The following is a 25,302-nucleotide window of genomic DNA, read 5'->3' as shown; positions in this document are numbered from 1 at the left end:
CGAACCCGGCCGGTGCGGCCGGTCCGCATGTAAGGGGAACGACGTGACCAGGATCCGCGTGCTGGTGGTCGACGACTCGGTCGTCGTCCGCCGGCTGGTGACGGACTCGCTCTCGCGCGACCCGGACATCGAGGTGGTGGGCTTCGCGTCCAACGGGCGCATCGCGCTGGCCAAGGTGGACCAGCTGGCCCCCGACCTCGTCACCATGGACATCGAGATGCCGGAGATGAACGGCATCGAGGCGGTGCGCGCGCTGCGCCGCAACCGGCACACCATGCCGATCATCATGTTCTCGACGCTCACCGAGCGCGGGGCGTCGGCCACGCTGGACGCGCTGGTCGCCGGGGCCACCGACTACGTCACGAAGCCGGCCAACGTCGGCAGCGTGCAGGAGTCGCTGGCGCAGGTCGCCGACCAGCTCATCCCGAAGATCAAGGCGCTCGTGCCGCGCCGGGCGGGTGCCACCGCCGCCGCGGGCCCGGTGGCCGGGGCCCCCGCCCCGTCCGCCCAGCCGGCGTTCGCCGCGCCGACGCAGCGCGCCCCCATCGCGGGGACCGCCGCGGCGGCCCGGATGCCGGTCGTGACCCGGCAGGCGCCCGCGCCGCACCCGGTCAGCGCCGTGATCATCGGCTCGTCGACCGGCGGCCCCGAGGCGCTGTCCAAGGTGCTCGGCGCGCTGTCCGCGCCGCCGCCGGTGCCGGTGCTCGTCGTGCAGCACATGCCGCCGGTGTTCACCCGGCAGCTCGCGCACCGCCTGGACCGCCTGGGCCCCGCGACCGTGGTCGAGGCCGCCGACGGCGACCTGCTCGAGCCCGGGCACGTCTACATCGCCGCGGGAGACCACCACCTGGAGCTGCGCCGGTCCGCCGGCATGCTGCGCGCCGCGATCACCGACGGCCCGCCCGTGAACTTCTGCCGCCCCGCGGTGGACGTGCTGTTCCGCTCGGCCGTCCGGGAGCTCGGCGGGCAGCTGCTCGCGCTCGTGCTCACGGGCATGGGCGCCGACGGCCGCACCGGCTGCGAGGACGTCGTGGCCGCCGGCGGCACCGTCATCGTCCAGGACGAGCCCACCAGCGTCGTCTGGGGCATGCCGGGCGCCGTCGCGACCGCCGGGTTCGCCCACCGCGTCCTGCCCCTCGGGGAAGTCGCCCCCGCTCTCGAGTCCGTCCTCGCCCGCGCGGGCGGACGCCCCGCAGCACCGATCGGAGGTCGGCCATGAGCCTGACCCAGGACACCTTCGCGTTCGTCGCCGACGTCGTCCGGCGCCGCAGCGCGATCCAGCTCGAGGCCGGCAAGGAGTACCTCGTCGAGAGCCGGCTGCTGCCGATCGCGCGCGACGCGGGCCACGCCGGCGTCGACGCGTACATCCGCGAGGTGCGCTCGGCGCGGCGGGAGACCGACCTCGCCGTGATCGTCGAGGCGCTCACCACCAACGAGACCTCGTGGTTCCGGGACAACACCCCGTTCAGCGCCGTGCGGACGCACATCGTCCCCGCCCTGCGCGCGGACCGGCCCGTGCTCGACACCGTGCGGGTCTGGTCGGCCGCGTGCTCGACCGGGCAGGAGCCGTACTCGCTCGCGATGACCCTCGCGGACGTGCTCGGCCCCGGCGCCCGGTTCGACATCACCGCGACCGACCTGTCCGACCAGGTGCTCGCCAAGGCGAAGTCGGGCCGCTACTCGCAGCTCGAGGTCAACCGCGGCCTGCCCGCCCCGATGCTGGTGCGCTACTTCCAGCGCGCCGGCGCCGACTGGCAGATCGCCGACGAGCTGCGCCGCGCGATCACGTTCCTCAAGCACAACCTGCTGGACGTCCCGCCCGCCGGCCCGTTCGACATCGTGTTCCTGCGCAACGTGCTCATCTACTTCGACCTCGAGACCAAGCGCTCGATCCTGTCCCGGGTGCACCGCGTGCTCAAGCCCGGCGGGTTCCTGGTGCTCGGTGCCGCGGAGACGACCATCGGCGTCGACCAGGACTGGGAGCGGATGCCCGTCGAGCGGGGGTCCGTCTACCGGCCCGTGCGCGCCGGCGGCGTCCCGCAGCCCCGGCTCGCGCCCCCGGCGTTCGGCACGGCCCCGGCCGCGCCGCCGGCCACCACGACCCGTCCGGCCTTCGGCCGGCCGGCCACCACCACCCTGCCCACGGCGCGCCCGCGCCCGACCGGTGCGGTCGGCACGACCGGCACCGCATTCGAACAAGGAGTGACGCGATGAGAGCCCTGGTCATCGACGACTCGCGGACGATGCGGCGCATCGTCGCGGGCGCACTGGAGGAGCTGGGCTTCACCACGCTCCAGGCCGGCGACGGTCAGCAGGCCCTCGACGTCCTGGACCAGGAGGGCGAGGTCGACCTGGCCTGCATCGACTGGAACATGCCGGTGATGGACGGGCTGACGTTCGTCACGAAGGTCCGCGCCAACCCGCTGTGGCGGAACATCACGCTGATGATGGTCACCACCGAGAGCGAGCACGGCCAGATCGTGCGCGCGCTGGCGGCGGGCGCCCACGAGTACCTGATCAAGCCGTTCACCCCCGATGCCATCCGCGACAAGCTCGACCTGCTCGGGCTCGTCCCCGCCGAGGAGACCGTATGACCGCCGTCGTCGAGCAGGACCAGGTGTACGCGATCGCCGAGGAGGTGTTCGCGGCCATGATCGACGGGGAGGTCGGCTACCTGCGCCCCTGGGAGGGCGAGCTGCCCCCGGTCACCGACCCGCTGGTCGCCTGGGTGGACGTCCACGGCGAGCTCGCCGGCCGGGCCGCCGTCACCACCGACCTGGCCACCGCGCACGAGCTCACCCGCGCGCTGCTGCGCATGGGTGCGGACGAGCCCGTCGGCCCCGAGGACCTCGACGACGCCTTCGGCGAGGTCGCGAACGTGGTCGGCGGCAACATCAAGGCGCTGCTGCCGTCCCAGGGCACCCTGGGCCTGCCCCAGGTCGCCACCGAGCTCCCGGACGTCGCCGGCGGCTCCCTCTCGCACGAGCTGCGGCTCGACTGGCGCGGCCACGCGATCCTCGTCGTGGTCTGGCTGTTCCAGTGAACCCGCTGCACCACCCCCTGCACCCCGCGGCCCCCGCCGCGACCGCTGACACCGAAGGGAAGTGACGAGCATGATCAACGTGCTCATCGCCGACGACAGCCGTGTGATGCGGCAGATCGTGATCCGCACGCTGCGCCAGGCTGGCTACGACTGGGACGTCCGCGAGGCGGCCGACGGCGCCGAGGCGCTCGAGGCCGTCCGCGCCCAGGAGCCCGACGTCGTGCTGTCGGACTGGAACATGCCGAACCTCACGGGCATCGACCTGCTGCGCGCCCTGCGTGCCGAGGGCTTCGGCACCCCGTTCGGCTTCGTGACCTCGGAGGGCTCCGACGAGATGCGCACGATGGCCGACGAGGCCGGCGCGCTGTTCCTCATCGCCAAGCCGTTCACCGCGGACACGTTCCGCGAGGCCATCGAGCCGGTGCTCGCATGAGCGACGCCACGCCCCTGCCCTCCGCCAAGGAGGTCCGCGAGCACTGGGAGGGCCTGATCGGCCGCGACGTGGAGGTCGCCACGGGCGGCCCCATGGTCGACCCGGTGCTGAACGGCGGCGCGCTCGTCGGCGTGTACGTCGACCGGCTGATGAAGCTGTCGGCCATCGTGCTGTTCGACCTGCCGCTCGCCGCGCACCTCGGTGCGTCGATCGCCCTCGTCCCGGCCGCCACCTCGCGGGCCGCGGCCGAGGAGGAGCAGCTGCCGCCGGCGCTCGCCGAGAACGCGGGGGAGATCCTCAACGTCACCGCCGCGCTGTTCAACGTCGGCGACGCCCCGCACCTCAAGCTCGACCAGTGGTACGCCCCGCGCGAGCCGCTGCCCGCCGACGTCGCGCAGTGGGTCCTGGCGTACGTCCGCCGCCTCGACCTGGAGGTCGAGGTCTCCGGCTACGGCAAGGGCACCGCGTCGGTGCTGGTGATCTGACGCCAGGCGCGCCGCGACCGGCCCGGTACCCCTGCGGGGGTGCCGGGCCGCGTGCGTTTCGCGGTGGTGGGCGATGTGATCCGAATATTTGTCCGCATTGTTCGGCGATTTGTCCCGCGCGGGCCCGGCATTCTTGCCTGGTAGATCGTTGCGTAGGATCGGGGCCATGTCATTTACCCGCCATCGCGATCCAGCGGGCGTCCGTCGACGTCGCAGCCGGCGGGCGTTGCTCGTCAGCGTGGGCCTTCTTCTCGGCCTCGGGCTCCTTGCCGTGGGCGGTGTCTGGGGCGTCCAGCAGTGGCTGAGCGGACGGGTCGAGAAGCTGGACGACCCGTTCGAGGCACTGCCGTCCCGGCCGGATCCGGCCGCCCCGCCGGCCGCGGCGGAGCCGGGCGCGGCGCCGATGAACCTGCTCGTGCTCGGCTCCGACAGTCGCATCTCGGCGGGCGACCCGAGCCTCTGGCACGCCGGGGCGCAGCGCACCGACACGATCATGCTGGTCCACCTCCCGGCGGAGGGCGGGGCCGCCTACGTCATGTCGCTGCCGCGGGACGCGTGGGTCGACATCCCCGGCCACGGTGAGGGCAAGCTCAACGCGGCGTTCTCCTACGGCGGCCCGTCGCTGATGATCCACACGGTCGAGCAGCTCACCGACGTGCGCATCGACCACTTCGCGGTGGCGGACTTCACCTCGTTCGCGGCGATCACGGACGCGCTCGGCGGTGTCCGGATCACGCTCGAGCAGGACCTCGAGGCCGCCGGCACCACCGTGCCCGCCGGCAAGCAGCAACTCCTCACCGGGGAGCAGGCGCTGCGGTGGGTCCGGGAGCGCACGACCCTGGCCCGGGGGGACTTCGACCGCGTGCAGCGTCAGCAGGCGTGGGTGCGTGCCATGGTCGCGCGCACCCGCAACGAGGGCACCCTCTCGAACCCGCTCACCGCGGTGCCGTTCCTCCGGGCGGTCGGGGACTCCGTCGCGACCGACGAGGGCCTGGACGACGGCGTGATGGCGGACCTCCGGGCCCGCGTGCAGGACCTGGCGTCGACGGACGTGACGTTCCTGACCGTGCCGACCGACGGCACGGGGCGGAGCCCGGACGGCGCGCAGAGCATCGTGGTGCTGGACCGTCCCGCGCTCGCGGGGCTGATGGCGGCGGTGAATGCCGGAACGGCCGGAGAACACGTCCGGGCGCACGCCGAGCACCTCGACATGCTGTCCCCCGTGGTGGAATGACGGGACCTTGGTCCTCACCCGCACGGGCGACATCGAGAAATGCTGTCGTGGTCGTCCGGGGATGAGCCGGCACGGAGGCGCCGGCACGTCCCTGCGAAAGGTCGACCGTGACATTCCCGCGTTCTGCACACGGCGAGGGCGCCGGCCACCCGGCGCGGACGAGGATCGCGGTGATCGGGCTCGGCTACGTCGGCCTGCCGACGGCGGTGGTCGCGGCGACGCACGGCGCCGACGTGATCGGTGTCGACGTCGACCCCCGCGTCGTGGACGCGGTCAACGGCGGGCTCGTCCCCTTCGTGGAGCCGGACCTCGGGAGCGCACTGGCCGGTGCCGTCGCCCAGGGGCGGCTCAGGGCCCAGCGCGAGACGCCGGCGGCCGACGTGTACGTCGTGGCGGTGCCGACCCCGCTCCGTGCCGACCGCACCGCGGACCTCGGCTGCGTCGACGCGGCCCTCGGCGGCATCGCCCCGCGGCTGCGCGGCGGGGAGCTCGTCGTCCTGGAGTCCACCTCTCCGCCCGGGACCACCCTCCGCCTCGCGGGCCGGCTGCAGGCCGAGCGTCCCGACCTGAGCGTCGGCGGCGACGGCGACGACGGCCGACCGACGGTGCACGTCGCGTACTGCCCGGAGCGCGTGCTGCCGGGCCGGGTGATGGTGGAGCTGGTCACCAACGACCGGGTCGCCGGTGGGATCACGCCCGAGGCCGCCCGGCGCGCCCGCGACGTGTACGCGACCTTCTGCCGGGGCGAGATCGCGCTGACGGACTCCGTCACCGCCGAGCTCTCCAAGCTCGTCGAGAACTCCTTCCGGGACGTGAACGTCGCCTTCGCCAACGAGCTCTCGCTCGTGGCGGCGGACCTGGACGTCGACGTGTGGGAGGTCATCGAGCTCGCGAACCGCCACCCCCGCGTGGACGTCCTGCGGCCCGGCCCGGGCGTGGGCGGCCACTGCATCGCCGTCGACCCCTGGTTCCTCGTGTCCGCAGCACCCGGGCGGACCCCGTTGATCCGTGCGGCGCGCCAGGTGAACGACGCCCAGCCCGGCACCGTCGTCGACCGCGTGGCCGATGCCGTCCGGGGCGTCGAGCGGCCGCGCATCGCCGCGCTCGGCCTCGCCTACAAGGCGGACATCGACGACCTGCGCGAGTCGCCCGCGGTCGACGTCGTCGAGCAGCTCGCGGAGCTGCTGCCGCACGCGCTGATCGACGTGGTCGAGCCCCATGTCGACGTCCTCCCGCCCCGGCTGCGTGCGGCGCCCCACGTGTCCCTCCGCCCGCTGCGGTCCGCGGTGGCCGGGGCGGACGTCGTCCTGCTGCTCGTCGACCACGCGGCGTTCCGTGCCACGGACCCCCGACGCCTCGGGGCGGCCGACGCGACGGTCATCGACACGAGGGGGTCGTGGCGGTGACCGCTCCGGAGCGCCCGGCGGGGGGCGGCCGGCTCGCCGTCGCGCGGGCCGGCCTCTGGCACCTGCGCCGCGGTGGCGTGGCGCAGGTGCGTCGCTTCCGCGACCGCCGACGGGCCGGTGCCGCCCCGCCCTCGCGCCCCGAACGCTCTCCGGCGACGCCGGGTCTGGTCGTCGGCGTGGTCGCCGACGACCACCTGCACCTCGCGCTCGGGCACGAGTGGCACGTCGTCGTGCCGTCGCCGACGACGGCCGGCGCGGAGGGGGCCGGCCCGCCGCCGCTGGACCTGCTCGTGGTCGGTTCCTCCCCGAGCGGCGCTGCGCACCGGTGGCGGGATCAGCTCCTGGGCTCGTCCGCGCCCGGCGCCGCGCTCGCGCAGCTGCTGGACGCGTGCCGCGGCACCGGGACGCCGACGGTCCTCTGGGACACCGACGAGCGCGAGGCGCCGCTCGTCGGGGCCGCCGCGAGCTTCGACAGGGTCTACGCGGCGGACGCGACGCGCGCGGAGCGCTACCGCCGCGCGCTCGGGCACGCGCGGGTCGGGGTCCTCCCGCCTGCCGTCCAGCCCGTGCTGCACAGCCCGGCGCGCGCCGCCGGCGGTCCCGGCGCGGGACGCGAGCACCCGGTCGTGCTGGTCCCCGGGCAGGACGGGGGCCCGGCCGCGGTCCGCACCGTCCTGGAGCACAGCGCGCGCGGGACGGTCGTCGTCACCGGTGCCGCCGCTGCCGGCCCGCTCGAGCCCGGCGAGGTGCTCCGGGCACGGGACGCCGACGAGGCGGCGCTCGTGCTGCGTGGTGCCCTGAACTCGCCGCAGCTGCGCGACCGGACCGTCCACCTCGCCCAACGGCGGATCTGGCGCGAGCACACGTACGGCGCTCGGGCGCGGCGGGTGCTCGCCGACGTCGGCCTGCGCGAGGGGGACGCAGCCCGCGACCCGTACGTCACCGCCCTGGTGTCGACCCACCGGGCGGCCCAGCTCGAGCAAATCCTGCGGACCGTGGCGTCGCAGCGCGGCGTGCGCGTCCAGCTCGCGCTCCTCACCCACGGCTTCGTCGCCCGCGAGCACGCCCTGCGGCGGCGGTGCCGCGAGCTCGGCATCGAGGAGGTCGTCCTGCTCACGGCCGATCGCACCGTCCCGCTGGGCGCCTGCCTGAACCGGCTCGTCGCCGTGGCGGACGCACCGGTCGTCGCGAAGCTCGACGACGACGACCTGTACGGCGAGCACTACCTCGCCGACCAGGCCCGGGCGCTCGCGTACGCGGACGCGGACCTCGTCGGCAAGCAGGCGCACCACGTGCACCTGCGGAGGTCCGGGGCGACCGTGCTCCGGTTCGGGGACCGGGAGCACCGCTACACCGACCTCGTCGCCGGCCCGACCATCGTGTGCCGTCGCGAGGTCGCGGCCGCCGCGCGGTTCCCCGAGGTCGCGCGGGGCGAGGACACCGGCATGCTGCGCCGGGTCGTGGCGGCGGGTGGCCGGGTGTACTCGGCCGACCGGTTCAACTTCGTCCAGGTCCGGTCCGGCCGTGACGCGCACACGTGGCAGATCACCGACGACGAGGTCCTCGCCACCGGTGAGCTGCTGTTCTTCGGACCCCCGCAGTCGCATGTCCTCGTCTGACGTCCCGGTCGGCGCGCGTCCGCCGAGCCGGGCCTCGCGCCCCGGGAGCAGCACCATGAGCACCACGTCCACCCGCGCCGCCGTGCGCGCGCTCGACCTCTGCACGCCGGGCTCCGACGAGCACCCCGGCTCGGACGGGCACCCGGGCGCGGGGGCGAGCCCGGGGGTGCTCGCGGCGGCCGAGGTGGCGGTCCGGGACCTGGAGGCCGTGCACGCCGGCCCGTGCCGGCACAGCCAGCCGCTCCGGCTCCGGCTCGCACGGCTCGCTGCCCGCGACGACCCCCGAGCCGCGCACGGGCACTACCGCGCGTACGTGGCGGCCGGCGCGCCGCTGCGGGAGCCGCCCGGTGCGGCCGACCTCGCCCTGCTGGCCGGCGCGGGGGACTGGGCGACGGTGCGTGCCTGGGCCGGCGACGACCGCGCGGACACCCTCTTCACCGGTGCGCTCGTGCGTCGCCTCGTCGCGGACGGTGCCGGCGTCCCCGCCGTGCTGGACCTGCTGCGGCTGCACGGGAGCCTGGCGGACGGCAGGACCGACGCCCCGGGCGGCCCGGACGCGCTGGTCGCCTCGCTCGGGTCCGCCCTGCGCTCCGTGCTGAGAACCAGTGACCAGGAGGCCCTCCTCCGGGGGAGCACGGCTGTGACGGCTCTCGCGCGGACCCGGGGCGCGGTCGCCGGGGCCGTGACCGCCGCCGCCCTCCTCCTCGTCGTCGCGGGCACGGGGACGGGCGCGGCGCTGCCGGTGAGGTCCCGGGCGCGGGAGCGGCTGCGCGCGCTCGACGAGGACCGCACGCCGGCCGCTCGCCTCCTGCGCGCGTGGCTGGACGTCGATGCGCTCCGCGACGACGCCGGCCCCGCCGGCACGCGCTGCCGGTCCGGCCACCTCGAGCGCGTGCACGTCGCCCTCGAGACCCGCCGCGCCGGTCTCCCGCTCGCTGCCCCCGTGCGCGCGCGGGTGGAGGCCGCCCTCGCCGAGACGCTGCGGGCGGCGCAGGAGGAGACCGTGCTCACGGCGACCCTGCGGCTGTCGCTCGCGCTCGACGGGCTGCGCCGGGGGCGGGTGGCCGCGCCGACGGCCGAGCTCTCGCGCCTGCGCCGGGACGACTCCCCGGGCGCCGCGGGCGGTGCCGCCGCGGCGGCGGGCGTGCTCGACGAGGTCGCGCGGACCATGGGCTCCAGGTGGCGCGCGAGCGTGCCGCCCGGGCGCCGCACGGGCACGGAAGACGCCGCCGCCCCCGCGCACCGCGGGTCCCCGACGCTCGCCGGCCGGTGGGAGCGTGCGTCGCAGCAGCTGCTGGGTCCGGCCGCGGGCGCCGACGCCACCGGCCCCGTGCACCCGGTCGGGGTCGCGGACCGCGCCCGGGAGGTCGCCCGGCTCCAGGACCAGAGCGCGGCGGCGTTCGTCACGGCTGCGGGGACCTTCTGCGACGACCTGCTCCGGCAGGGGTGCGAGGCGTACGTCCTCGTCTTCTCGCTGCGGGTCGTCCAGGCCGAGACGCTCCTCCGGCTGGGACGCCTGCGGCACGCGGGCGACGTCGCGCGGTACGCCGCCGACCGCCTGCGCCGGTTCCTGCCCGGGGAGGCCGAGCTGATCGACGCTGCGGACGTGGTGGCCCTGCGCGCACGGCTGGCCACCGGCGACGGCACCGCTCAGGACCGCCGCCGCCTGGACGCGCGGGAGCCCGGGCCCGGCACGGGGCCGGCTCGCGCCACAGCACCGCGGCCGGCCCGGGCAACGGCCCGAGGAGCGGCCCGATGACGGCGCACCCCTTCCGCTTCACGGTGGCCGTGAGCTTCTACGACGTGGAGCGCTACCTCCCGGCGACGCTGCGGTCCCTCGAGCGGCAGACCTACGGGATCGACCGCATCCAGGTGGTGCTGGTCGACGACGGCTCCACCGACGGCAGCGCGCTGATCGCGGAGCGCTGGGCCAGGGGGCGCCCGAACGTGCGGGTGGTCCGGCAGGAGAACGCGGGGCCCGGCCACGCCCGGAACCGGGCGCTCGAGGTCGCGGAGGGCGAGTGGTACACGTCGGTCGACGGGGACGACCTCGTCGACCGGGACTACTTCGCCGCGGTCGCGCGCCTGCTCGACCGTGACCGGGACGGCAGGGCGGGGCTGGTCGCGCCACGCCTGTACCTGCTGGACGACCGGACGGGCCGGTTCCGCGACGCGCACCCCCTGGGGCAGAAGTTCCGGTTCGGCGACCGGCTGGCGCGTCTCCAGGACGAGCCCGAGGCCTTCGTGCTCGGCACGGCCTTCATGCTGCGGACGGACGTGCTGCGGCGGCACGGGCTCCGGTACGACGGGCGCATCGTGCCGACGTACGAGGACGCGCACCTCATCGGGCGGTACCTGGCCCACCTCGACGACCCCGTCGTCGCGGTCGCCGCCCGGGCGCACTACTTCTACCGCAAGCGGTCGACCAGCGACTCCCTGGTCCAGTCCGCCTGGAGCCGTCCGGAGCGGTTCACCGTCGTGCCGGAGCTCGGCTACCTGGACCTGCTCAGGTACGTCACGTCGGTGCGCGGGACCACGCCGGTGTGGGCCCAGTACATGGTCCTGTACGACCTGCTCTGGTACCTCAAGGAGGAGCAGTCGATGACCAGCCAGGTGGCGTGGGTCGACGGCGACCTGGCCCGCCGGTTCCTCGAGCTGGTCGTGCGCATCATGGAGCACGTGGACGCCGCCACGATCGAGCGGTTCCCGTGCAACGCCCACCCGTGGACGACCCGCCAGGCGCTGCTCGTCCGCTACGCGGACGACGGCCTCGTCCCCCGGGTGCACCGGTGGGGCGACGACGCGGAGGGCCACGCCCAGGTGTCCGTCATGCACCGCGGACCGGTCCCGGCCCTGCGCGCGTTCTGCGACGGGGTGGAGGTCCGGCCGGAGGTGACCGGCACGCGGCTGCACGCCGTCTTCGGCGAGGAGCTCATGACCGAGACGTCCGTGCGGTGGCGTTCCGGTGCGGAGGTCTCGCTGTGGGTCGGAGGCGTCCCGGCGGTGCTGCGCACGATGCGGAGCCCGCGATGGGGCCGCCCGCCCCGGCCGCGGTACCGGCTCTCGGGCGCTCCGGCGCACGACTCGCGGACCGTCGTCGTGCGCCGGATCGCGACGGCACGACGGGTCACCGACGTGGCGGCGCTGGCGACGACCAGCCCCCGGGTGCGCGTCGTGGCTCGGCTCGCCGCCCAGCTGCGCGCGCGCCGTCGCTCCCGGGCCGGTGCCGCCGCGCGGTCGGCGTGGGTGGCGTCGATGAAGGAGCTGGCTCGCGCACCCGAGGTGCGGGACCGGTACGCCGGCGCGTGGATCGTGATGGACCGGCGCTGGGTGGCCGACGACAACGGCGAGCACCTCTACCGGCACCTCCTGCGCGAGCGCCCGGACATCGACGCGTACTTCTTCCTGGAGCGTGACTCGGCGGACTGGGACCGGCTCGCGGCGGACGGCTTCCGGCTGGTCGACCTCCGCAGCGACGAGGCGGTGCTCATCGCCCTCAACGCGGCGGCCCGCATCTCCTCCGACGCGGTGGAGGGCTGCATGTACCCCGTGCCGCGACGCGACTTCGGCGCGCTCCCCGGCATCTTCGTGTTCCTGCAGCACGGGGTCTCGAAGGACGACATCTCGCGCTGGTTGAACGGCAAGCGGATCGACCTCCTGACCACGGCCACCGAGGCCGAGCACGAGAGCTTCGTCGGTCCGGGGTCGCCGTACGCGCTCAAGGGCCACGAGGTCGCCCTCACCGGCTTCCCGCGGTACGACCGGCTGGTCGCGCTCCGCGAGGAGACCGACGGCGAGCCCCGCAGCATCCTCGTCATGCCCACCTGGCGGCGGGCGCTGCACGCGGAGCTCGAGGCCTGCGCGTCGGACGCGGACCGGCGACGGGTCCTCGAGGCGTCCGACTTCGGGCAGGCCTGGCTCGCGCTGCTCCGCTCGGACCGGCTCGCAGCGCTGTCGGGGGAGCTGCGGCAGCCCGTCCGGCTGCTGCTGCACCCGCACCTCGACCGGGTGCTCCCCGCGTTCCCGCTGCCGGCCCACGTGCAGCGGGTCGACCCGTCGGCGGCCGGCTTCCAGTCCGAGCTCGTCCGGTCGGCACTGCTCGTGACGGACTACACCTCCGTGGCCTTCGACGCGGCCTACACCGGCGTGCCCGTCGTGTACTTCCAGTTCGACCAGGAGACGGTGTTCAGCGGGGCCCACACCCAGCGGCGCGGCTACTTCGACTACGCGACCGACGGGTTCGGCCCGGTCGCCACCGATGCGGACGCCGCGCTCGCGTGCATCGCGGACGCGGTCGGGCGGGGCTTCGCCGTGCAGGAGCCCTACCGGAGCCGGGTCGCGGGCACCTTCGCGCACCGTGACGCTCGCAACGGCGAGCGGGTGGCCGCGGCGATCGAGCGCCGGATCCGGCAGGTGGCGGGGTCGTGACGCCGTGGGCCTGGGCCGGGCGCCGTCCGAGCCGGGCCGGGAACGACGAAGCCCCGCGTCGCCTGGGGCGAGCGGGGCTTCCGAAGTGGCTCCGACCGGCGTCGATCCGGTGACCTTTCGATTTTCAGTCGAACGCTCTACCAACTGAGCTACAGAGCCTCGGACGACAACACCGGTCCAGATGGACCGGTGTGATCGAGCGACCCCGACGGGACTTGAACCCGCGACCTCCGCCGTGACAGGGCGGCGCGCTAACCAACTGCGCTACGGGGCCTCGTAGTGAGACCTACTCTTCCACATGCACTGCTCGTACCCCCAACGGGATTCGAACCCGTGCTACCGCCGTGAAAGGGCGGGGTCCTGGGCCGCTAGACGATGGGGGCTTGCGCCCCTGACGTCGAGGCGTCTTCAGACCGGTGACGATCATACGGGGAGGATCGACGAACTCCCAAATCGGCCAAGATGGGCCCGTGATCGACATGTCGCTGGAGGACTTCGAGGACGCCGTGCGGGACGGTCTGGACCGCATCCCGCCCGAGCTCGGCGCGCAGATGGACAACGTCGTGGTGCTGGTGGAGGACGACGCGCCGGCGGACGACCCCGACCTGCTCGGGCTGTACGAGGGCGTGCCCCTGACGGAGCGCGGGGAGTTCTGGGCCGCCGGGTCGCTGCCGGACCGGATCACGATCTTCCGCCGTCCCACGCTCGCGATCTGCGCGGACCGGGAGGAGGTGGTCGAGGAGGTCGCCGTCACGGTGGTGCATGAGGTGGCGCACCACTTCGGGATCGACGACGACCGGCTGCACGAGCTCGGCTGGGCATAGCCTTCCCTTTCAGCGACGAGGAGCGATATCATCGATGAGCAACGATGAGTCACGGGTTCCGCCCGTGCTGCACGACCACACCGGCGCCGGTGGTGCGCACGCGCACCAGGACGTCGTCCGGGTCCTGCACGCGCTGGCGGACCCGACGCGGCTGTCGCTCGTCCACCTGCTCGCGGACGGGTCGCGGCGGGTCGTCGACCTGACGGAGGCCCTGGGCCTGGCGCAGTCGACGGTCTCGGCGCACCTGGCCACGCTGCGGACGGCCGGGCTGGTGGTCGCCACGCCGGAGGGCCGGGCGACGCGGTACGCGCTGGCCGACCCCGAGCTGGACGAGCTGCTCGGCGCCGCGGAGCGCGTGGTCGCACGGACGGAGGGACGACGATGGGAACCGGGCACGGGCACGACCACGGGGTGACGGCCGCCCAGGCGCACCGGGGCCGGCTGACGGCGGTGCTCGCCATCACGCTGACCGTCCTGGTCGTCGAGGTGGTCGGCGGGCTGGTGTCCGGGTCGTTCGCGCTGATCGCCGACGCCGGGCACATGCTCACCGACGCCGCGGGCGTCACGCTCGCGCTGGTCGCGACCTCGCTGGCGCGGCGTCCGGCCACGGCCCGGCGGACGTTCGGCTGGCAGCGGGCGGAGATCCTCGCGGCGCTCGTGAACGCGCTGGTGCTGACCGTCGTGGCCGTCGGGGCGGTCGTCGGCGGCGTCCGGCGGATCGCCGAGCCCGGTGACGTCGAGGCCGGTCTGATGCTCGCCGTCGCGGTCGTCGGTCTGCTCGCGAACGCGGTGGCGCTGCGGCTGCTCCGGCCGGGGCAGCAGGAGTCGCTGAACGTCCGCGGCGCCTACCTGGAGGTGCTCGGCGACCTGCTCGGGTCCGTCGCGGTGATCACGGCCGCGGTGGTCGTGCTGACGACCGGGTTCGCCGCGGCCGACGGGATCGCCTCCGTGCTGATCGGGGTCCTGATCGCCCCGCGGGCCTGGTCGCTGCTCCGCGACGTCGGTGCCGTGCTCCTGGAGGCGACGCCGCCCGGGGTGGACCTCGACGACGTCCGGCGGCACATCTGCGGCGTCCCCGGCGTGCTCGGGGTGCACGACCTGCACGCCTGGACCATCACGTCCGGGGTGCCGGTGCTGTCCGCCCACGTCGAGGTGCCGGCCGACGTGCTGGCCCGCGGCGAGTCCGGCCGGGTGCTCGGCGACCTGCGCCGGTGCCTGTCCGGGCACTTCGACGTCGACCACTGCACGTTCCAGCTCGAGCCGCCGGAGTCGCGGGAGGCCCGGACGCACGCGTGAGCGCTGGTCCTAGGCTGGCGTCCGTGACCGACGCCGCCGCCCCCGCACCCGCCCGCCCGCGCCTCGGCGTGGTGATCCTCCCGCAGGAGCGCTGGGCGCAGGCCCGGCACGTGTGGCGGCGCGCGGAGGAGTACGGCTTCGACCACGCGTGGACGTACGACCACCTGGCCTGGCGGTCGCTGGCCGACGAGCCCTGGTTCGCGACGGTGCCGCTGCTCGCCGCGGCCGCGGCGGTCACCGAGCGGATCCGGCTGGGCACCTGGGTGGCGTCCCCGAACTTCCGGCACCCGGTGCCGTTCGCGAAGGACGTCATGGGCCTCGACGACGTGGCGGAGGGCCGGTTCCTGCTGGGCCTCGGCGCCGGCGGGGAGGGGTTCGACGCGGGGGTGCTCGGCCCGGCGCCCACCCGCGGGGAGCGGACCCGGCGGTTCGAGGAGTTCGTGGAGCTGCTGGACCGGCTGCTCACCCACCCGGTCACCGACCACGAGGGCACGTTCTACGCGGCGCACGACGCGCGGATGCACCCGGGGACGATCGCCCGGCCCCGCACGCCGTTCGTCATCGCCGCCAACGGCCCCCGCACCATGGCGCTCGCCGCCCGGTACGGGCAGGGCTGGGCGACGTACGGGCCGCTCTTCGCCCCGGAGGACGTCGAGGGCCCGGTGTCGGCCGCGCAGGAGGCGTGGTGGACCGGGCTCGCGGGGATGGTCGAGCAGGTGCGCGAGGTCGCGGCCCGGCAGGCGCCCGACGGCCGGGTCCCGGACCTGTACCTGAGCCTGGACGGCGCCCCGGTGTTCTCCCTGGACTCGGTGGACACGCTCGTCGAGGGCGTCGAGCGCGCCGCCGACCTCGGGTTCACCGACGTGGTGGTGCACTGGCCGCGCGCCGAGGGGATCTACGCGGGGTCCGAGGACGTGCTGGCCGAGGGGCTGTCCCGCCTGGGTCGCTGACCGGGGTCGGGGCGGCTGCGGGGCGCCGCCGCGGCGTCGGCGCGTGGGCGCAGCGTCAGTGCGCCTGCCGCGCCTCCCAGGCGCTCTGCACCATCTCGGTGAGCGTGTGCCGCATGACCCAGTCGAGGTCCCGCGCGGCGGCCTCGCCCGACGCGACGATCCGCGCCGGGTCGCCGGGGCGCCGCGCGCCGATCTCGGGCTCGAAGTCGATGCCGGTGCCCTGGGCCATCGCGGTCATGATCTCCCGCACGGAGACGCCGTCCCCGGAGCCGAGGTTGTAGACCCGCTGCAGCTCGCGGCCGTCGGACAGGGCGCGGGCGGCGGCGACGTGCGAGACGGCCAGGTCGGCCACGTGCACGTAGTCGCGGACGCAGGTGCCGTCGGGCGTGGCGTAGTCGGTGCCGTTGATCCGCGGCGTCCGGCCCTCGGCGAGGGCGTCGAGCGCCAGCGGGAAGAGGTTGTGCGGGCTGGTGTCGTAGAGCTCGGGCGTGCCGGAGCCGACGACGTTGAAGTACCGCAGCGACGTGTGGTGCAGCTCGGTCGCCCGTCCCTGGTCGCGCAGCAGCCACTCGCCGATGAGCTTGGACTCCCCGTAGGGGGACTCGGGCGCGGTCGGGGTGTCCTCGGTGACGAGGTCGACGTCGGGCGTGCCGTACACGGCGGCGCTGGAGGAGAACACGATGCGGCGGACGTCGGCCGCGGCCATGGCCTCGAGCAGGTGCGCGGTGCCGGTGACGTTCTGCTCGTACGTGTGCAGCGGCCGCTGGACCGAGACGCCGGCGTACTTGAACCCCGCGAGGTGGACGACGCCGGTGACCCCGTGCTCCCGGAGCGCCTCGGTGACGAGCGGGGTGTCGAGGATCGAGCCCTGCACGAACGGCACGTCCTGGGGCACGAAGCCGCGGTGCCCGGACGACAGGTCGTCGAGCACGACGGTGCCGATCCCCACCTGCCCGAACGCCCGCACCACGTGCGACCCGATGTACCCCGCTCCGCCGGTCACCATCCACGTCATGCCGCCAGCCTAGCGCGGACGGCGCGCGTTGCTGGTGCTTCCTGATCGGATCCGGTGGTTCCTGTCCGGTTGTGCGGTGGGAGCCGGTCGTGCCGGACCCCTCGTCTCCGAGGCCCCGATGCGGCAGAGTGCTCGGCAGGGTGGTCGACGCGGGGGACGCGCCGCTCCGGTGGTGCCCCCGGAGATGCTCAGTATGCTGAGCATCTCATCGAGCCCCGGGGGAGGACGCGTGCGCAGTGCCCGCAGCCGCACCGACGCGGCCGGACCCGCGAGCCTGGTCGCGGGCTCCCGCGCGCACACGCCGCCGCGCACCCGCACAGCCTCCACCGACGCGCCCGCCCTGGCCATCCGGGTGGAGGACGGCATCGGCGCCGTCCGCCTGCTGCTGGTCGACGACGTGGCCCGCCGCCGCTCCCGCGCCCGGGACCTGGCCGCCGAGCACGCCGCTCTGTGGCGGGCGGTCGGCACCCAGGTCGGCGCCGGCCGGCTGATGCGACCGCGCCTGACGCTCGCCGCGTACCTGGGGCTCGGCGGGACCGACCTGCCGGCCGTCGCCCCCGTCGCGGCGGCGCAGGAGATGCTGCACACCGCGATGCTCGTCCACGACGACGTGCTGGACCACGACGACACCCGTCGCGGCCGGCCGAACGTCACGGGCGCGGCGCGCCGCCGGCTCGCGGCCCAGGGGGTGGTCGGAGCCGCCGCGGACGGCCCGGTGCTCGCCGCCGGCCTGCTGGGCGGGGACCTCGCGCTCGCCGCCGCGTTCGAGCTCGTGGTGTCGGCGCCCGTGCCCGCGGAGACCCGCCTGCGCCTGGTGCAGGACCTCGCCCGCGCGGTCGACACCACCGTCGCCGGCGAGCTGCTCGACGTCACGGGCGCGCTGCGCGGCCCCACGGCGGTGGACGCGCTGCGGGTCGCCGAGCTGAAGACCGCCGTGTACTCGTGCTGCACGCCGCTCGCCGCCGGCGCGCTGCTCGCCGGCGCGGACGACGGGGTGCTGGGCGTGCTCGACCGGTTCGGCACGGCGTTCGGCGTCGCGTTCCAGCTGCTCGACGACGAGCAGGGGCTGTTCGGCGACCCCGCGGTCACCGGCAAGTCCGTGCTGTCCGACCTGCGGGAGGGCAAGCGCACGGAGCTGCTGCGCCTCGCGTACCTGCGGGCCGACCCCGCCCAGCGGGCGGTCCTGGACGCCGGCGTCGGCCGGGCGGACCTGCCGGAGGACGAGGCCGCGCGGGTGCGCGACGCCATCGAGGCCTCCGGCGCCCTGGCGGAGACGCGGCTGGTGCGCGCGGACGCGGTGCGTACCGCCCGGACCGCCGCGGAGGAGGGCCTGCCGGCGGGGCTCGCCGGGTACCTGACCGAGATGCTGGACGCCGTCGCCGGGTGCGCCGCGTGACCGCCGACCGCCCGGCCGCCGACGGGGTCCGTGCCGCGTCCGCCGCCCTGTACGACCGGACGGCCGCGCGGGCCAGCCGCGCCGTGCTGGCCGGGTACTCCACGTCGTTCGGCCTCGGCACCCGCCTGCTGGGCCCCCGGGCCCGCCGGGACATCGAGGCCGTCTACGCGCTGGTCCGGATCGCGGACGAGGTCGTCGACACCCGCGGCGGCGACGACGCCGGCGCGCTGCTGGACGAGCTCGAGGCGCAGACCGCCCGCGCCCTGGTGTCCGGCTGGTCGACCAACCTCGTCGTGCACGCCTTCGCGCGCACGGCCCGCCGGGTCGGCATCGGCCCGGCGGAGGTGGACCCGTTCTTCGCGTCGATGCGGGCCGACCTCACGGTGCAGGTGCACGACCGCGCGTCCTACCTGCGCTACGTCTACGGGTCCGCCGAGGTGGTGGGCCTCATGTGCCTGCAGGTGTTCCTCAACGCCGACCGCCGGCCGGGCGAGCCGGTGCGGCGGCCCGACGCCCCGACGGTCGACGGCGCGCGGGCCCTGGGCGCGGCGTTCCAGAAGATCAACTTCCTGCGGGACCTGGGCGCCGACTCCGGCGAGCTCGGCCGCTGCTACTTCCCCGGCGTGGGGCCGCAGGGCCCGACCGACACGCAGCTCGTGGCGATCCTCGACGAGATCGGCGACGACCTCGCGCGGGCGCGGGCCGCCCTGCCCCGGCTGCCGCGGCGGGCCCGGACCGCCGTGGCCGCCACGCTGGCGCTGTACGACCGGCTGCTCGCGGACCTCGCGGCCACGCCGCCGGCGCAGGTGCTCGCGACGCGGGTGCGGGTGAGCACGCCGCGCAAGCTCGCGGTGGTGGCCGGGACGGTCGCGGGCCAGGCGGCGGACGCCGCGCGGGCGCGGGTGCGCAGGGGATCGGCCGGCGGACCGCCGGCACGGACGACGGACGACGGAGGTGCTGCGTGACGGGTCGGGTGGTCGTGGTCGGCGGCGGGATCGGCGGCCTCGCGACCGCGACGCTGCTCGCGCGGGGCGGTGCGGACGTCACGCTCCTGGAGCGGCACGACCGGGTCGGCGGGCGCACCGGGACGCTCGAGGTCGACGGGTTCCGGTTCGACACCGGGCCGTCGTGGTACTTCATGCCCGAGGTGTTCGCGCACTTCTTCGCCCTGCTCGGAGAGCGGATCGAGGACCACGTCGACCTGGTGCGGCTGGACCCGGCGTACCGGCTGTTCCCCGAGCCCGACCCGGCGGCGGGCCCCGGCGCCGCCGCCGAGCCGTTCGACGTGACCGCCGACCCGGAGGCCAACTTCGCCCTGTTCGAGCGGATGGAGCCCGGAGCGGGGGAGGCGTTCCGCCGCTACACCGCCGAGTCCTCCGAGGCGTACCGGACGGCCCTGGACCACTTCCTGTACACGACGTTCGCGCGCCCCGACCGGGCGGTCACCGGTGACGTCGCCCGCCGCGCCGGCACGCTCGCGTCGTTGCTGACCCAGACGCTCGCGCAGAAGGTCGCGCGCACGACGGACCACCCGGTGCTGCGGCAGGTGCTCGGGTACCACGCGGTGTTCCTCGGCTCGTCGCCGTACCGGGTGCCCGCCCTGTACTCGCTGATGAGCCACCTCGACCTGGTCGACGGCGTCCAGTACCCGCGCGGCGGCATGTACACGGTCATCGAGGCGATCGAGCGGCTGGCGGTGCGGCACGGCGTGCGGATCCGCACGGGGGCGGACGTCGTCGCCGTCGAGGTGGACGACGCGGCCCGGTCGGTGCGCCACCCGCGGCGGACAGGCGTCGCGCGCGGGGTGCGCCTCGCGTCGGGGGAGGTCGTGCCGGCCGACGTCGTCGTCTCGGGCGCGGACCTGTTCCACACCGAGACCGCGCTGCTGCCTGCCGAGCACCGGAGCCTGCCCGAGCAGTGGTGGACGGACCGGGGGCCGGGGATCTCGGCGCTGCTGGTGATGGCCGGGGTGCGGGGCCCCCTGCCGGAGCTCGCGCACCACTCGCTGTTCTTCACCCGCGACTGGCCGGGCAACTTCGACGCGATCCTCGGTGCCGGGAAGTCGTCCCGCCCGGAGGACCTGCGCGTGCCGGACACGGCCTCCCTGTACGTGTCGCGGACCACCGCCACCGATCCCGGCGCCGCGCCCGCGGGCCACGAGAACCTGTTCCTGCTCGTGCCGTTCCCCGCGGACCCCGCCATCGGCGCGGGACCGGCGGGGCAGGCGGAGCTCGACTCCTACGCGGACCGGTACCTCGACCAGGTGGGCCGCTGGGCCGGCGTCCCGGGCCTGCGCGAGCGCGTCGTCACGCGGCGCGTCGTCGGGCCGGCGGACTTCGCGCGGGACTTCTCCGCCTGGCGGGGGACAGCGCTCGGCATGGAGCACACGCTCGCGCAGAGCGCGATGTTCCGGCCCGGCGACCGGTCCGCGAAGGTGCCGAACCTCCTGCACGTCGGAGGCGGTACGGTGCCCGGCGTGGGGCTGCCGATGTGCCTGATCAGCGCCGAGCTCGTCGCCAAGCGGCTGCTCGGCGAGACGTCCCCGCGCCCGCTGCCGACGCCGCTGCGGCACGGGTTCCTCGCCGCGGCCCGGCCGCGGGGCACGTGGGCCGAGCACGGCGGGACGGCCGGCAGCCCGGCGGACGCGAGCGCCGGCGACCCGGCGGACGCGACGGCCGGCGCGACGGCGGGGGCCCGGTGACGGGGTTCCTCTACCTGGGGGCGCTGCTGCTGTCCCTCGGCGGGCTCGCGACGATCGACCGGCGGTTCCGGCTCGCGTTCTGGGCGCACCCGCGGCGGACCGCGGCGTGCCTGGCGGTGGGCGTCGCCGGGTTCCTGCTCTGGGACGTCGCCGGGCTGCTGCTCGGCATCTTCGCCCGGGGGGAGAGCCCCCACATGACCGGCCTGCTGCTCGCGCCGGACCTGCCCGTCGAGGAGGCCGTGTTCCTCACGCTGCTCTGCTACGTCGCCCTGCTCGCGTGGCGGTGGTTCGACCGGCAGGCGGCGCTCCGGGCCCGCGCCGGCCGCGAGGAGGCGGCCCGGTGACGAACATCGTCCTGAACGTCCTGGTGCTCGTCGCGCTGGTGGCCGTCTCGTGGCGCGTGCTGCGGGGCCTGCGGCCGTGGGCGCTCGTGTGGACCGCGTTCCACCTGTGCGTGCTCACGATGATCTTCGACACCCTGATGATCGCGGCCGACCTCTACGTGTTCGACGAGGACAAGATCCTGGGCGTCTACCTGTGGGGCGCACCGCTCGAGGACTTCGCCTACGCGATCGCCGCCTCCCTCGCCATGCCGGTGCTGTGGACCGTGCTGGAGCGTCGGTCCGCTCGCCGCGCCGGTGGCCCTGCCGGCGACCCCGCCGCGCCGGCCGCCGGGGAGGGCGCCGCGTGAGGCAGGTGGTCGCGGCCTCGCGGCCGTTCTCGTGGATCAACACCGCCTACCCGTTCGCCGCGGGGTACCTGATGGCGACCGGCGGGCGGGTCGACGCGACGTTCGTCATCGGGACGCTGTTCTTCCTGGTCCCGTACAACCTGCTGATGTACGGCGTGAACGACGTGTTCGACTACGCCTCCGACCTGCGGAACCCCCGCAAGGGCGGCATCGAGGGCGCGCTCGCGGACCCGGCGGTCGCCCGGACCGTGCACCGGCGCATCCTGTGGGCGAGCGCCCTGTCGGTGCTGCCGTTCCTCGTCTACCTGCTGGCCGTCGGGTCGGCCGCCGCCGCGGTGACGCTGCTCGTGGTCGTGTTCCTGGTCGTGGCGTACTCCGCGCCGGTGCTGCGGTTCAAGGAGCGCCCGGTGCTGGACTCGGCGACCTCCGCGATGCACTTCGTCGGGCCGCTGCTCTACGCGTTGGTGCTCGTCGGAGCGGACCTGGGCAGCCGGTCCGTGTGGCCGGTGCTCGTCGCGTTCGTGCTGTGGGGCATGGCGTCGCACGCGTTCGGGGCGGTGCAGGACGTCCGGGCCGACCGGGAGGGCGGCATCGCGTCCGTCGCGACGGTGCTCGGCTCGCACGCCACCGTCGTGGCCGCGACCGTCGGGTACGTGCTCGCCGCGGTGGTCCTGCTCGCCCTGCCGTGGCCGGGGTGGCTCGCCGCGCTGCTGCCCCTGCCCTACGCGGTCAGCACAGCGGCGTTCTGGTCCGTCCGGGACGACGACTGCGAGCGGGCCAACGCGGGGTGGCGCCGGTTCCTCTGGCTCAACCTCGTCGCCGGCTGGCTGGTGACGATGCTGCTGATCGCGATCGCGCTGACGGGCTGAACCGCCCGGCCCGGCCCGGTCACGGCGCCGGCGGCTCCAGCGGGCCCGTGAGCTCGGGCAGCGCCGCGTCCGCGTCGAAGGCGGGGGCGTGCACCAGCGTGACCGTCGCCCAGCCCCGCAGCAGCAGGCCCGCGTCGGTGTCGGACTCCCGCGGCGCGGGGACCTCCGCGTACGTGAGCTGCAGGGCGCCCTGCTCGACCTCCTCGACGGTCGCCTGCACCGAGCCGAACGCGGCGAGCGGCGCGCGGCGCAGCCCCCGGACGTCCGCGACGGCCCGGTCCGGCACGTTGAGGTTCACCGCCCGGTCCGGCAGGCCGGGCCGCTCGACCAGCCACTCCAGGACGTGCGCCGCGTACACGCCGGCGGTCGCCCAGTGCTCGGGCCGCGCGGCCGCGATCGACACCGCCATGCCGCGCACGCCCTGCGTGGCGGCCGAGAGCGCCGCGCCCACCGTGCCCGAGTGCAGGACCGCGTGACCGGTGTTGGCGCCCCGGTTCACGCCGGAGAGCACCACGTCCGGCCGCCCGCCGAAGCCCCCGTGCGCCGCGACGAACGCGATCAGGGCGGGGGAGGCGTGCACCGCGAACGACCCGACGCCCGGCGGCAGGCCCGGGGCGTCCGTGCGGTCGACCACCAGGCGGCCGCCCTGCTCGGCGCCGTACAGGGACGCGCTCGCGCCGCTGGCGTCGCGCGCCGGTGCGGCGACCACCACCTCGTCCGCGCCCGCCTCGACCGCCACCCGCGCCAGCACGGCCAGCCCCGGGGACCCGATCCCGTCGTCGTTGGTCACCAGCACGCGCATCGGCCCATGCTGGCGTGCGCGCGCACGTCCCGCACCCCCGGACCGGCGTGTGCAGGTCGTGCGGAGGGTCCGTCGCACGGCCCTCCTGCGGTGGGCAGTCGTCGACGTCGCGTGGTCGGATGGCTGCCGTGATCCGTGCAGCACTCGAAGACGACACCGTCGACACCGCCCAGGACGTCCTCGTCCCGATCCTCTCCGTCGCCGGGGCGGTGGTCGTCGCGTTCCTCGTGGCGGTCCTCGTCGGCATCCTGGTGCGGTCCCTGGCCAAGAAGTCCGTCGTGGCCGCCGACCTCGCCCGGCGGGCGAAGCGGCCGCTGCGCGCGGTCCTCGTCGTCATCGCGGTGTGGGTGGCGCTACGCATCTCGGTGCCCGACGCGACGTGGGAGTCCTCGGGGTGGATGGGCGCGCTCGGGCACGTGCTGCTGATCGCCCTCATCGGCGCGGCGACCTGGCTGGTCGGCACGCTGGCCTTCGTCGTCGAGGACGCCGCGCTGTCCCGCTACCGCGTCGACGTGAAGGACAACCGGCACGCCCGCCGGGTGCGGACCCAGATCCAGCTGCTCCGCCGGATCACCGTCGCGATCCTCGTGGTCGTCGCCGTCGCCGCGGTGCTGCTGACGTTCCCCGGGGTCAGCGCGTTCGGCGCCAGCCTGCTCGCGTCCGCCGGCGTGCTGTCGATCGTCGCCGGCCTCGCGGCGCAGAGCAGCCTCGCCAACGTGTTCGCCGGGCTCCAGCTCGCGTTCACCGACGCCATCCGCGTCGACGACGTCGTGATCGTCGAGGAGGAGTGGGGCCGGATCGAGGAGATCACCCTCACCTACGTCGTGGTGCACGTGTGGGACGACCGGCGCCTGATCCTGCCGTCGACGTACTTCACGCAGACCCCGTTCGAGAACTGGACCCGCCGCGCCGCCGAGCTGCTCGGCACCGTCGAGCTGGACGTCGACTGGCAGGTGCCCGTCGACGACCTGCGTGCCGAGCTGAACCGGCTGCTCGCGGACACCGACCTGTGGGACCAGCGGGTGGGGATCCTGCAGGTCACCGACGCGGTCAACGGCTGGGTACGGCTGCGGGCGCTCGCCAGCGCCGTGGACGCGCCGACCCTGTTCGACCTGCGCTGCTACCTGCGGGAGGGGCTGGTGCAGTACCTGCAGGGCAGCGCGCCGCAGGGCCTGCCCCGCACCCGCATCGAGACCACGCAGGGCGCCGCGCTGCCCACCGCGCGCCCGCGGCCGCCGACCGGCTCGCACGCCGCCGTCGAGCCGCGACCGGAGACGGGGCAGCTCGACGCCCGCCTGTTCACCGGCAGCGTCCAGGCGAAGGAGCGGTCGCGGTCGTTCACCGGCCCCGGCGAGGACGTCATCGCCGAGCGCGAGGAGCACGCCGCCGAGGGCCGCGACGAGACCGAGCCGACGCCCGGGCGGTCCTCCGGTGGCCGCCGGGCGCAGGACGCGCCGGGCACCGCGGCGGTGCCGGTGACGGCCGAGGGCGGCGCGACCGCTGCGCCCGCCCCTGCGGTCGGCGCGGCGACGGGGACCGCGACCGCCGGCAGCGGGCTGGCCGCGGTCGGTGCGACCTCGGGCGACGTGCCGCGTGTGCCGGAGGTGCCGGGGGCAGGGGCGTCGGGTGCCGGGATCGCGGCGCCCGGTACGGCCGGGACGCCGGCGCCTGGGACCGGGACGCCGGGGACCGCCGACGTGACGCCGGTCCCCGGGACCGGGACGCCGGCGCCCGGGATCGGGACGCCGGGGACCGGGGGCGTGACGCCGGTACCCGGGACCGGGACCGCCCCGGCGGTGCCCGGGACGGCGACGGCGGCGGCCACCACGCCGACGCCGGAGGGAACTGCCCCGGGGTCGACGGGGGCCGTCACGGTCCCGGGCCGCGTCACTGCGCCGGGCGCGACGGGGGACGGGCCGGACGCCGCCCCCGCGGAGTCCGGGACGATCGTGCTCCCCGCCTACGCCGACGACCCCGCGACGGCCGCGCTGCCCCGCCCGGACGCGGTCGAGAGCACGCAGGTCCAGGAGCCGGTCGCCGACGAGCCCCCGGCCCCGCCGACCCGCCGCTCGGTCCGCAGCGCGGCCGTCGCGGGGTCGTCGGCGTAGGC

24 protein-coding genes and 3 tRNA genes are annotated in these 25,302 nt (G+C 75.6%); 22 read left to right on the top strand and 5 right to left on the bottom strand.

Going from position 1 to position 25,302, the window contains the following annotated elements; genetic code table 11:
* Positions 1 to 43: 43 nt before the first annotated feature.
* The 11 genes from KJP73_RS13115 to KJP73_RS13065 all read left to right on the top strand — a co-directional run bounded on the left by KJP73_RS13115 (position 44) and on the right by KJP73_RS13065 (position 12,648).
* Positions 44 to 1,219, top strand: coding sequence for a protein-glutamate methylesterase/protein-glutamine glutaminase (locus tag KJP73_RS13115; protein ID WP_213283310.1), 1,176 nt, complete (start codon positions 44 to 46; stop codon positions 1,217 to 1,219).
* A complete protein-coding gene (locus KJP73_RS13110; protein ID WP_213283309.1) occupies positions 1,216 to 2,214 on the top strand; it encodes a CheR family methyltransferase in 999 nt (332 codons plus the stop codon). The genes KJP73_RS13115 and KJP73_RS13110 overlap by 4 nt, the downstream gene beginning before the upstream one ends.
* Positions 2,211 to 2,594 (top strand): response regulator, encoded by a 384-nt coding sequence (locus KJP73_RS13105; protein ID WP_213283308.1) that lies wholly within the window; start codon positions 2,211 to 2,213, stop codon positions 2,592 to 2,594. The genes KJP73_RS13110 and KJP73_RS13105 overlap by 4 nt, the downstream gene beginning before the upstream one ends.
* Positions 2,591 to 3,043 carry a chemotaxis protein CheX gene (locus KJP73_RS13100; RefSeq protein WP_213283307.1) on the top strand — a complete coding sequence of 151 codons (453 nt, stop codon included), beginning with the start codon at positions 2,591 to 2,593 and terminating at the stop codon, positions 3,041 to 3,043. The genes KJP73_RS13105 and KJP73_RS13100 overlap by 4 nt, the downstream gene beginning before the upstream one ends.
* Positions 3,044 to 3,113: 70 nt before the next feature.
* Positions 3,114 to 3,476 (top strand): response regulator, encoded by a 363-nt coding sequence (locus KJP73_RS13095; protein WP_213283306.1) that lies wholly within the window; start codon positions 3,114 to 3,116, stop codon positions 3,474 to 3,476.
* Positions 3,473 to 3,961: a hypothetical protein gene (locus KJP73_RS13090; RefSeq protein ID WP_213283305.1), complete on the top strand. Its 489-nt coding sequence runs from the start codon at positions 3,473 to 3,475 to the stop codon at positions 3,959 to 3,961. Before KJP73_RS13095 ends, KJP73_RS13090 begins: the two co-directional genes overlap by 4 nt.
* 238 nt (positions 3,962 to 4,199) lie before the next feature.
* Positions 4,200 to 5,195, top strand: coding sequence for an LCP family protein (locus KJP73_RS13085; protein ID WP_249669370.1), 996 nt, complete (start codon positions 4,200 to 4,202; stop codon positions 5,193 to 5,195).
* Positions 5,196 to 5,359: 164 nt separating this feature from the next.
* The gene (gene wecC, locus KJP73_RS13080) at positions 5,360 to 6,601 is read left to right on the top strand and encodes a UDP-N-acetyl-D-mannosamine dehydrogenase (RefSeq protein ID WP_249669371.1); all 1,242 of its coding nucleotides are present in this window, start codon (positions 5,360 to 5,362) and stop codon (positions 6,599 to 6,601) included.
* Positions 6,598 to 8,220 carry a glycosyltransferase gene (locus tag KJP73_RS13075; RefSeq protein ID WP_213283302.1) on the top strand — a complete coding sequence of 541 codons (1,623 nt, stop codon included), beginning with the start codon at positions 6,598 to 6,600 and terminating at the stop codon, positions 8,218 to 8,220. The genes wecC and KJP73_RS13075 overlap by 4 nt, the downstream gene beginning before the upstream one ends.
* A gap of 55 nt (positions 8,221 to 8,275) precedes the next feature.
* Positions 8,276 to 9,979, top strand: coding sequence for a hypothetical protein (locus tag KJP73_RS13070; protein ID WP_213283301.1), 1,704 nt, complete (start codon positions 8,276 to 8,278; stop codon positions 9,977 to 9,979).
* Entirely contained in the window at positions 9,976 to 12,648 is a 2,673-nt protein-coding gene (locus tag KJP73_RS13065) for a bifunctional glycosyltransferase/CDP-glycerol:glycerophosphate glycerophosphotransferase (RefSeq protein WP_213283300.1), read from the top strand. The genes KJP73_RS13070 and KJP73_RS13065 overlap by 4 nt, the downstream gene beginning before the upstream one ends.
* A gap of 86 nt (positions 12,649 to 12,734) precedes the next feature.
* Here the strand turns inward: KJP73_RS13065 and KJP73_RS13060 are convergent.
* The 3 genes from KJP73_RS13060 to KJP73_RS13050 form a co-directional block, all read right to left on the bottom strand.
* Positions 12,735 to 12,807 (bottom strand) — tRNA-Phe (locus KJP73_RS13060).
* A 41-nt stretch (positions 12,808 to 12,848) separates the two neighbouring features.
* Positions 12,849 to 12,922 (bottom strand) — tRNA-Asp (locus KJP73_RS13055).
* A 36-nt stretch (positions 12,923 to 12,958) separates the two neighbouring features.
* A tRNA-Glu gene (locus KJP73_RS13050) sits at positions 12,959 to 13,031 on the bottom strand.
* Positions 13,032 to 13,127: 96 nt separating this feature from the next.
* Between KJP73_RS13050 and KJP73_RS13045 the strand changes: the two genes are divergently transcribed.
* The 4 genes from KJP73_RS13045 to KJP73_RS13030 are packed head-to-tail and all read left to right on the top strand — an operon-like array spanning position 13,128 to position 15,718.
* On the top strand, positions 13,128 to 13,472 hold the full coding sequence (locus KJP73_RS13045) for a metallopeptidase family protein (protein ID WP_213283316.1): 345 nt from the start codon (positions 13,128 to 13,130) through the stop codon (positions 13,470 to 13,472).
* 34 nt (positions 13,473 to 13,506) lie between these two features.
* Positions 13,507 to 13,887, top strand: coding sequence for an ArsR/SmtB family transcription factor (locus KJP73_RS13040; RefSeq protein WP_213283299.1), 381 nt, complete (start codon positions 13,507 to 13,509; stop codon positions 13,885 to 13,887).
* Positions 13,854 to 14,768, top strand: coding sequence for a cation diffusion facilitator family transporter (locus tag KJP73_RS13035; RefSeq protein WP_213283298.1), 915 nt, complete (start codon positions 13,854 to 13,856; stop codon positions 14,766 to 14,768). The genes KJP73_RS13040 and KJP73_RS13035 overlap by 34 nt, the downstream gene beginning before the upstream one ends.
* Before the next feature lie 23 nt (positions 14,769 to 14,791).
* On the top strand, positions 14,792 to 15,718 hold the full coding sequence (locus tag KJP73_RS13030) for an LLM class flavin-dependent oxidoreductase (RefSeq protein ID WP_213283297.1): 927 nt from the start codon (positions 14,792 to 14,794) through the stop codon (positions 15,716 to 15,718).
* A gap of 55 nt (positions 15,719 to 15,773) precedes the next feature.
* Here KJP73_RS13030 and galE read toward each other — a convergent pair whose 3' ends face one another.
* Positions 15,774 to 16,733 carry a UDP-glucose 4-epimerase GalE gene (gene galE, locus KJP73_RS13025; protein WP_213283296.1) on the bottom strand — a complete coding sequence of 320 codons (960 nt, stop codon included), beginning with the start codon at positions 16,731 to 16,733 and terminating at the stop codon, positions 15,774 to 15,776.
* Positions 16,734 to 16,962: 229 nt separating this feature from the next.
* Here galE and KJP73_RS13020 point away from each other — a divergent pair, with 229 nt between their 5' ends.
* The 6 genes from KJP73_RS13020 to KJP73_RS12995 are packed head-to-tail and all read left to right on the top strand — an operon-like array spanning position 16,963 to position 22,390.
* The gene (locus KJP73_RS13020; protein ID WP_213283295.1) at positions 16,963 to 18,129 is read left to right on the top strand and encodes a polyprenyl synthetase family protein; all 1,167 of its coding nucleotides are present in this window, start codon (positions 16,963 to 16,965) and stop codon (positions 18,127 to 18,129) included.
* Positions 18,126 to 19,094: a phytoene/squalene synthase family protein gene (locus tag KJP73_RS13015; protein ID WP_249669369.1), complete on the top strand. Its 969-nt coding sequence runs from the start codon at positions 18,126 to 18,128 to the stop codon at positions 19,092 to 19,094. Before KJP73_RS13020 ends, KJP73_RS13015 begins: the two co-directional genes overlap by 4 nt.
* A complete protein-coding gene (crtI, locus tag KJP73_RS13010) occupies positions 19,091 to 20,830 on the top strand; it encodes a phytoene desaturase family protein (RefSeq protein WP_213283294.1) in 1,740 nt (579 codons plus the stop codon). The genes KJP73_RS13015 and crtI overlap by 4 nt, the downstream gene beginning before the upstream one ends.
* Positions 20,827 to 21,174 carry a lycopene cyclase domain-containing protein gene (locus tag KJP73_RS13005; RefSeq protein WP_213283293.1) on the top strand — a complete coding sequence of 116 codons (348 nt, stop codon included), beginning with the start codon at positions 20,827 to 20,829 and terminating at the stop codon, positions 21,172 to 21,174. The genes crtI and KJP73_RS13005 overlap by 4 nt, the downstream gene beginning before the upstream one ends.
* Positions 21,171 to 21,521 (top strand): lycopene cyclase domain-containing protein, encoded by a 351-nt coding sequence (locus KJP73_RS13000; RefSeq protein ID WP_213283292.1) that lies wholly within the window; start codon positions 21,171 to 21,173, stop codon positions 21,519 to 21,521. The genes KJP73_RS13005 and KJP73_RS13000 overlap by 4 nt, the downstream gene beginning before the upstream one ends.
* Entirely contained in the window at positions 21,518 to 22,390 is an 873-nt protein-coding gene (locus tag KJP73_RS12995; protein ID WP_213283291.1) for a prenyltransferase, read from the top strand. Before KJP73_RS13000 ends, KJP73_RS12995 begins: the two co-directional genes overlap by 4 nt.
* Positions 22,391 to 22,409: 19 nt before the next feature.
* Here the strand turns inward: KJP73_RS12995 and surE are convergent, their stop codons facing one another.
* On the bottom strand, positions 22,410 to 23,192 hold the full coding sequence (surE, locus tag KJP73_RS12990) for a 5'/3'-nucleotidase SurE (RefSeq protein ID WP_213283290.1): 783 nt from the start codon (positions 23,190 to 23,192) through the stop codon (positions 22,410 to 22,412).
* Positions 23,193 to 23,311: 119 nt separating this feature from the next.
* Here surE and KJP73_RS19640 point away from each other — a divergent pair, with 119 nt between their 5' ends.
* On the top strand, positions 23,312 to 25,300 hold the full coding sequence (locus KJP73_RS19640) for a mechanosensitive ion channel domain-containing protein (RefSeq protein ID WP_249669368.1): 1,989 nt from the start codon (positions 23,312 to 23,314) through the stop codon (positions 25,298 to 25,300).
* Positions 25,301 to 25,302 lie beyond the last annotated feature (2 nt).

Source organism: Cellulomonas hominis (genome assembly GCF_901521055.1).
Classification (GTDB): domain Bacteria; phylum Actinomycetota; class Actinomycetes; order Actinomycetales; family Cellulomonadaceae; genus Cellulomonas; species Cellulomonas endometrii.
The sequence above is the reverse complement of the archived record's forward strand: the minus strand, read 5'-3'. Positions and strand labels throughout refer to the sequence as shown.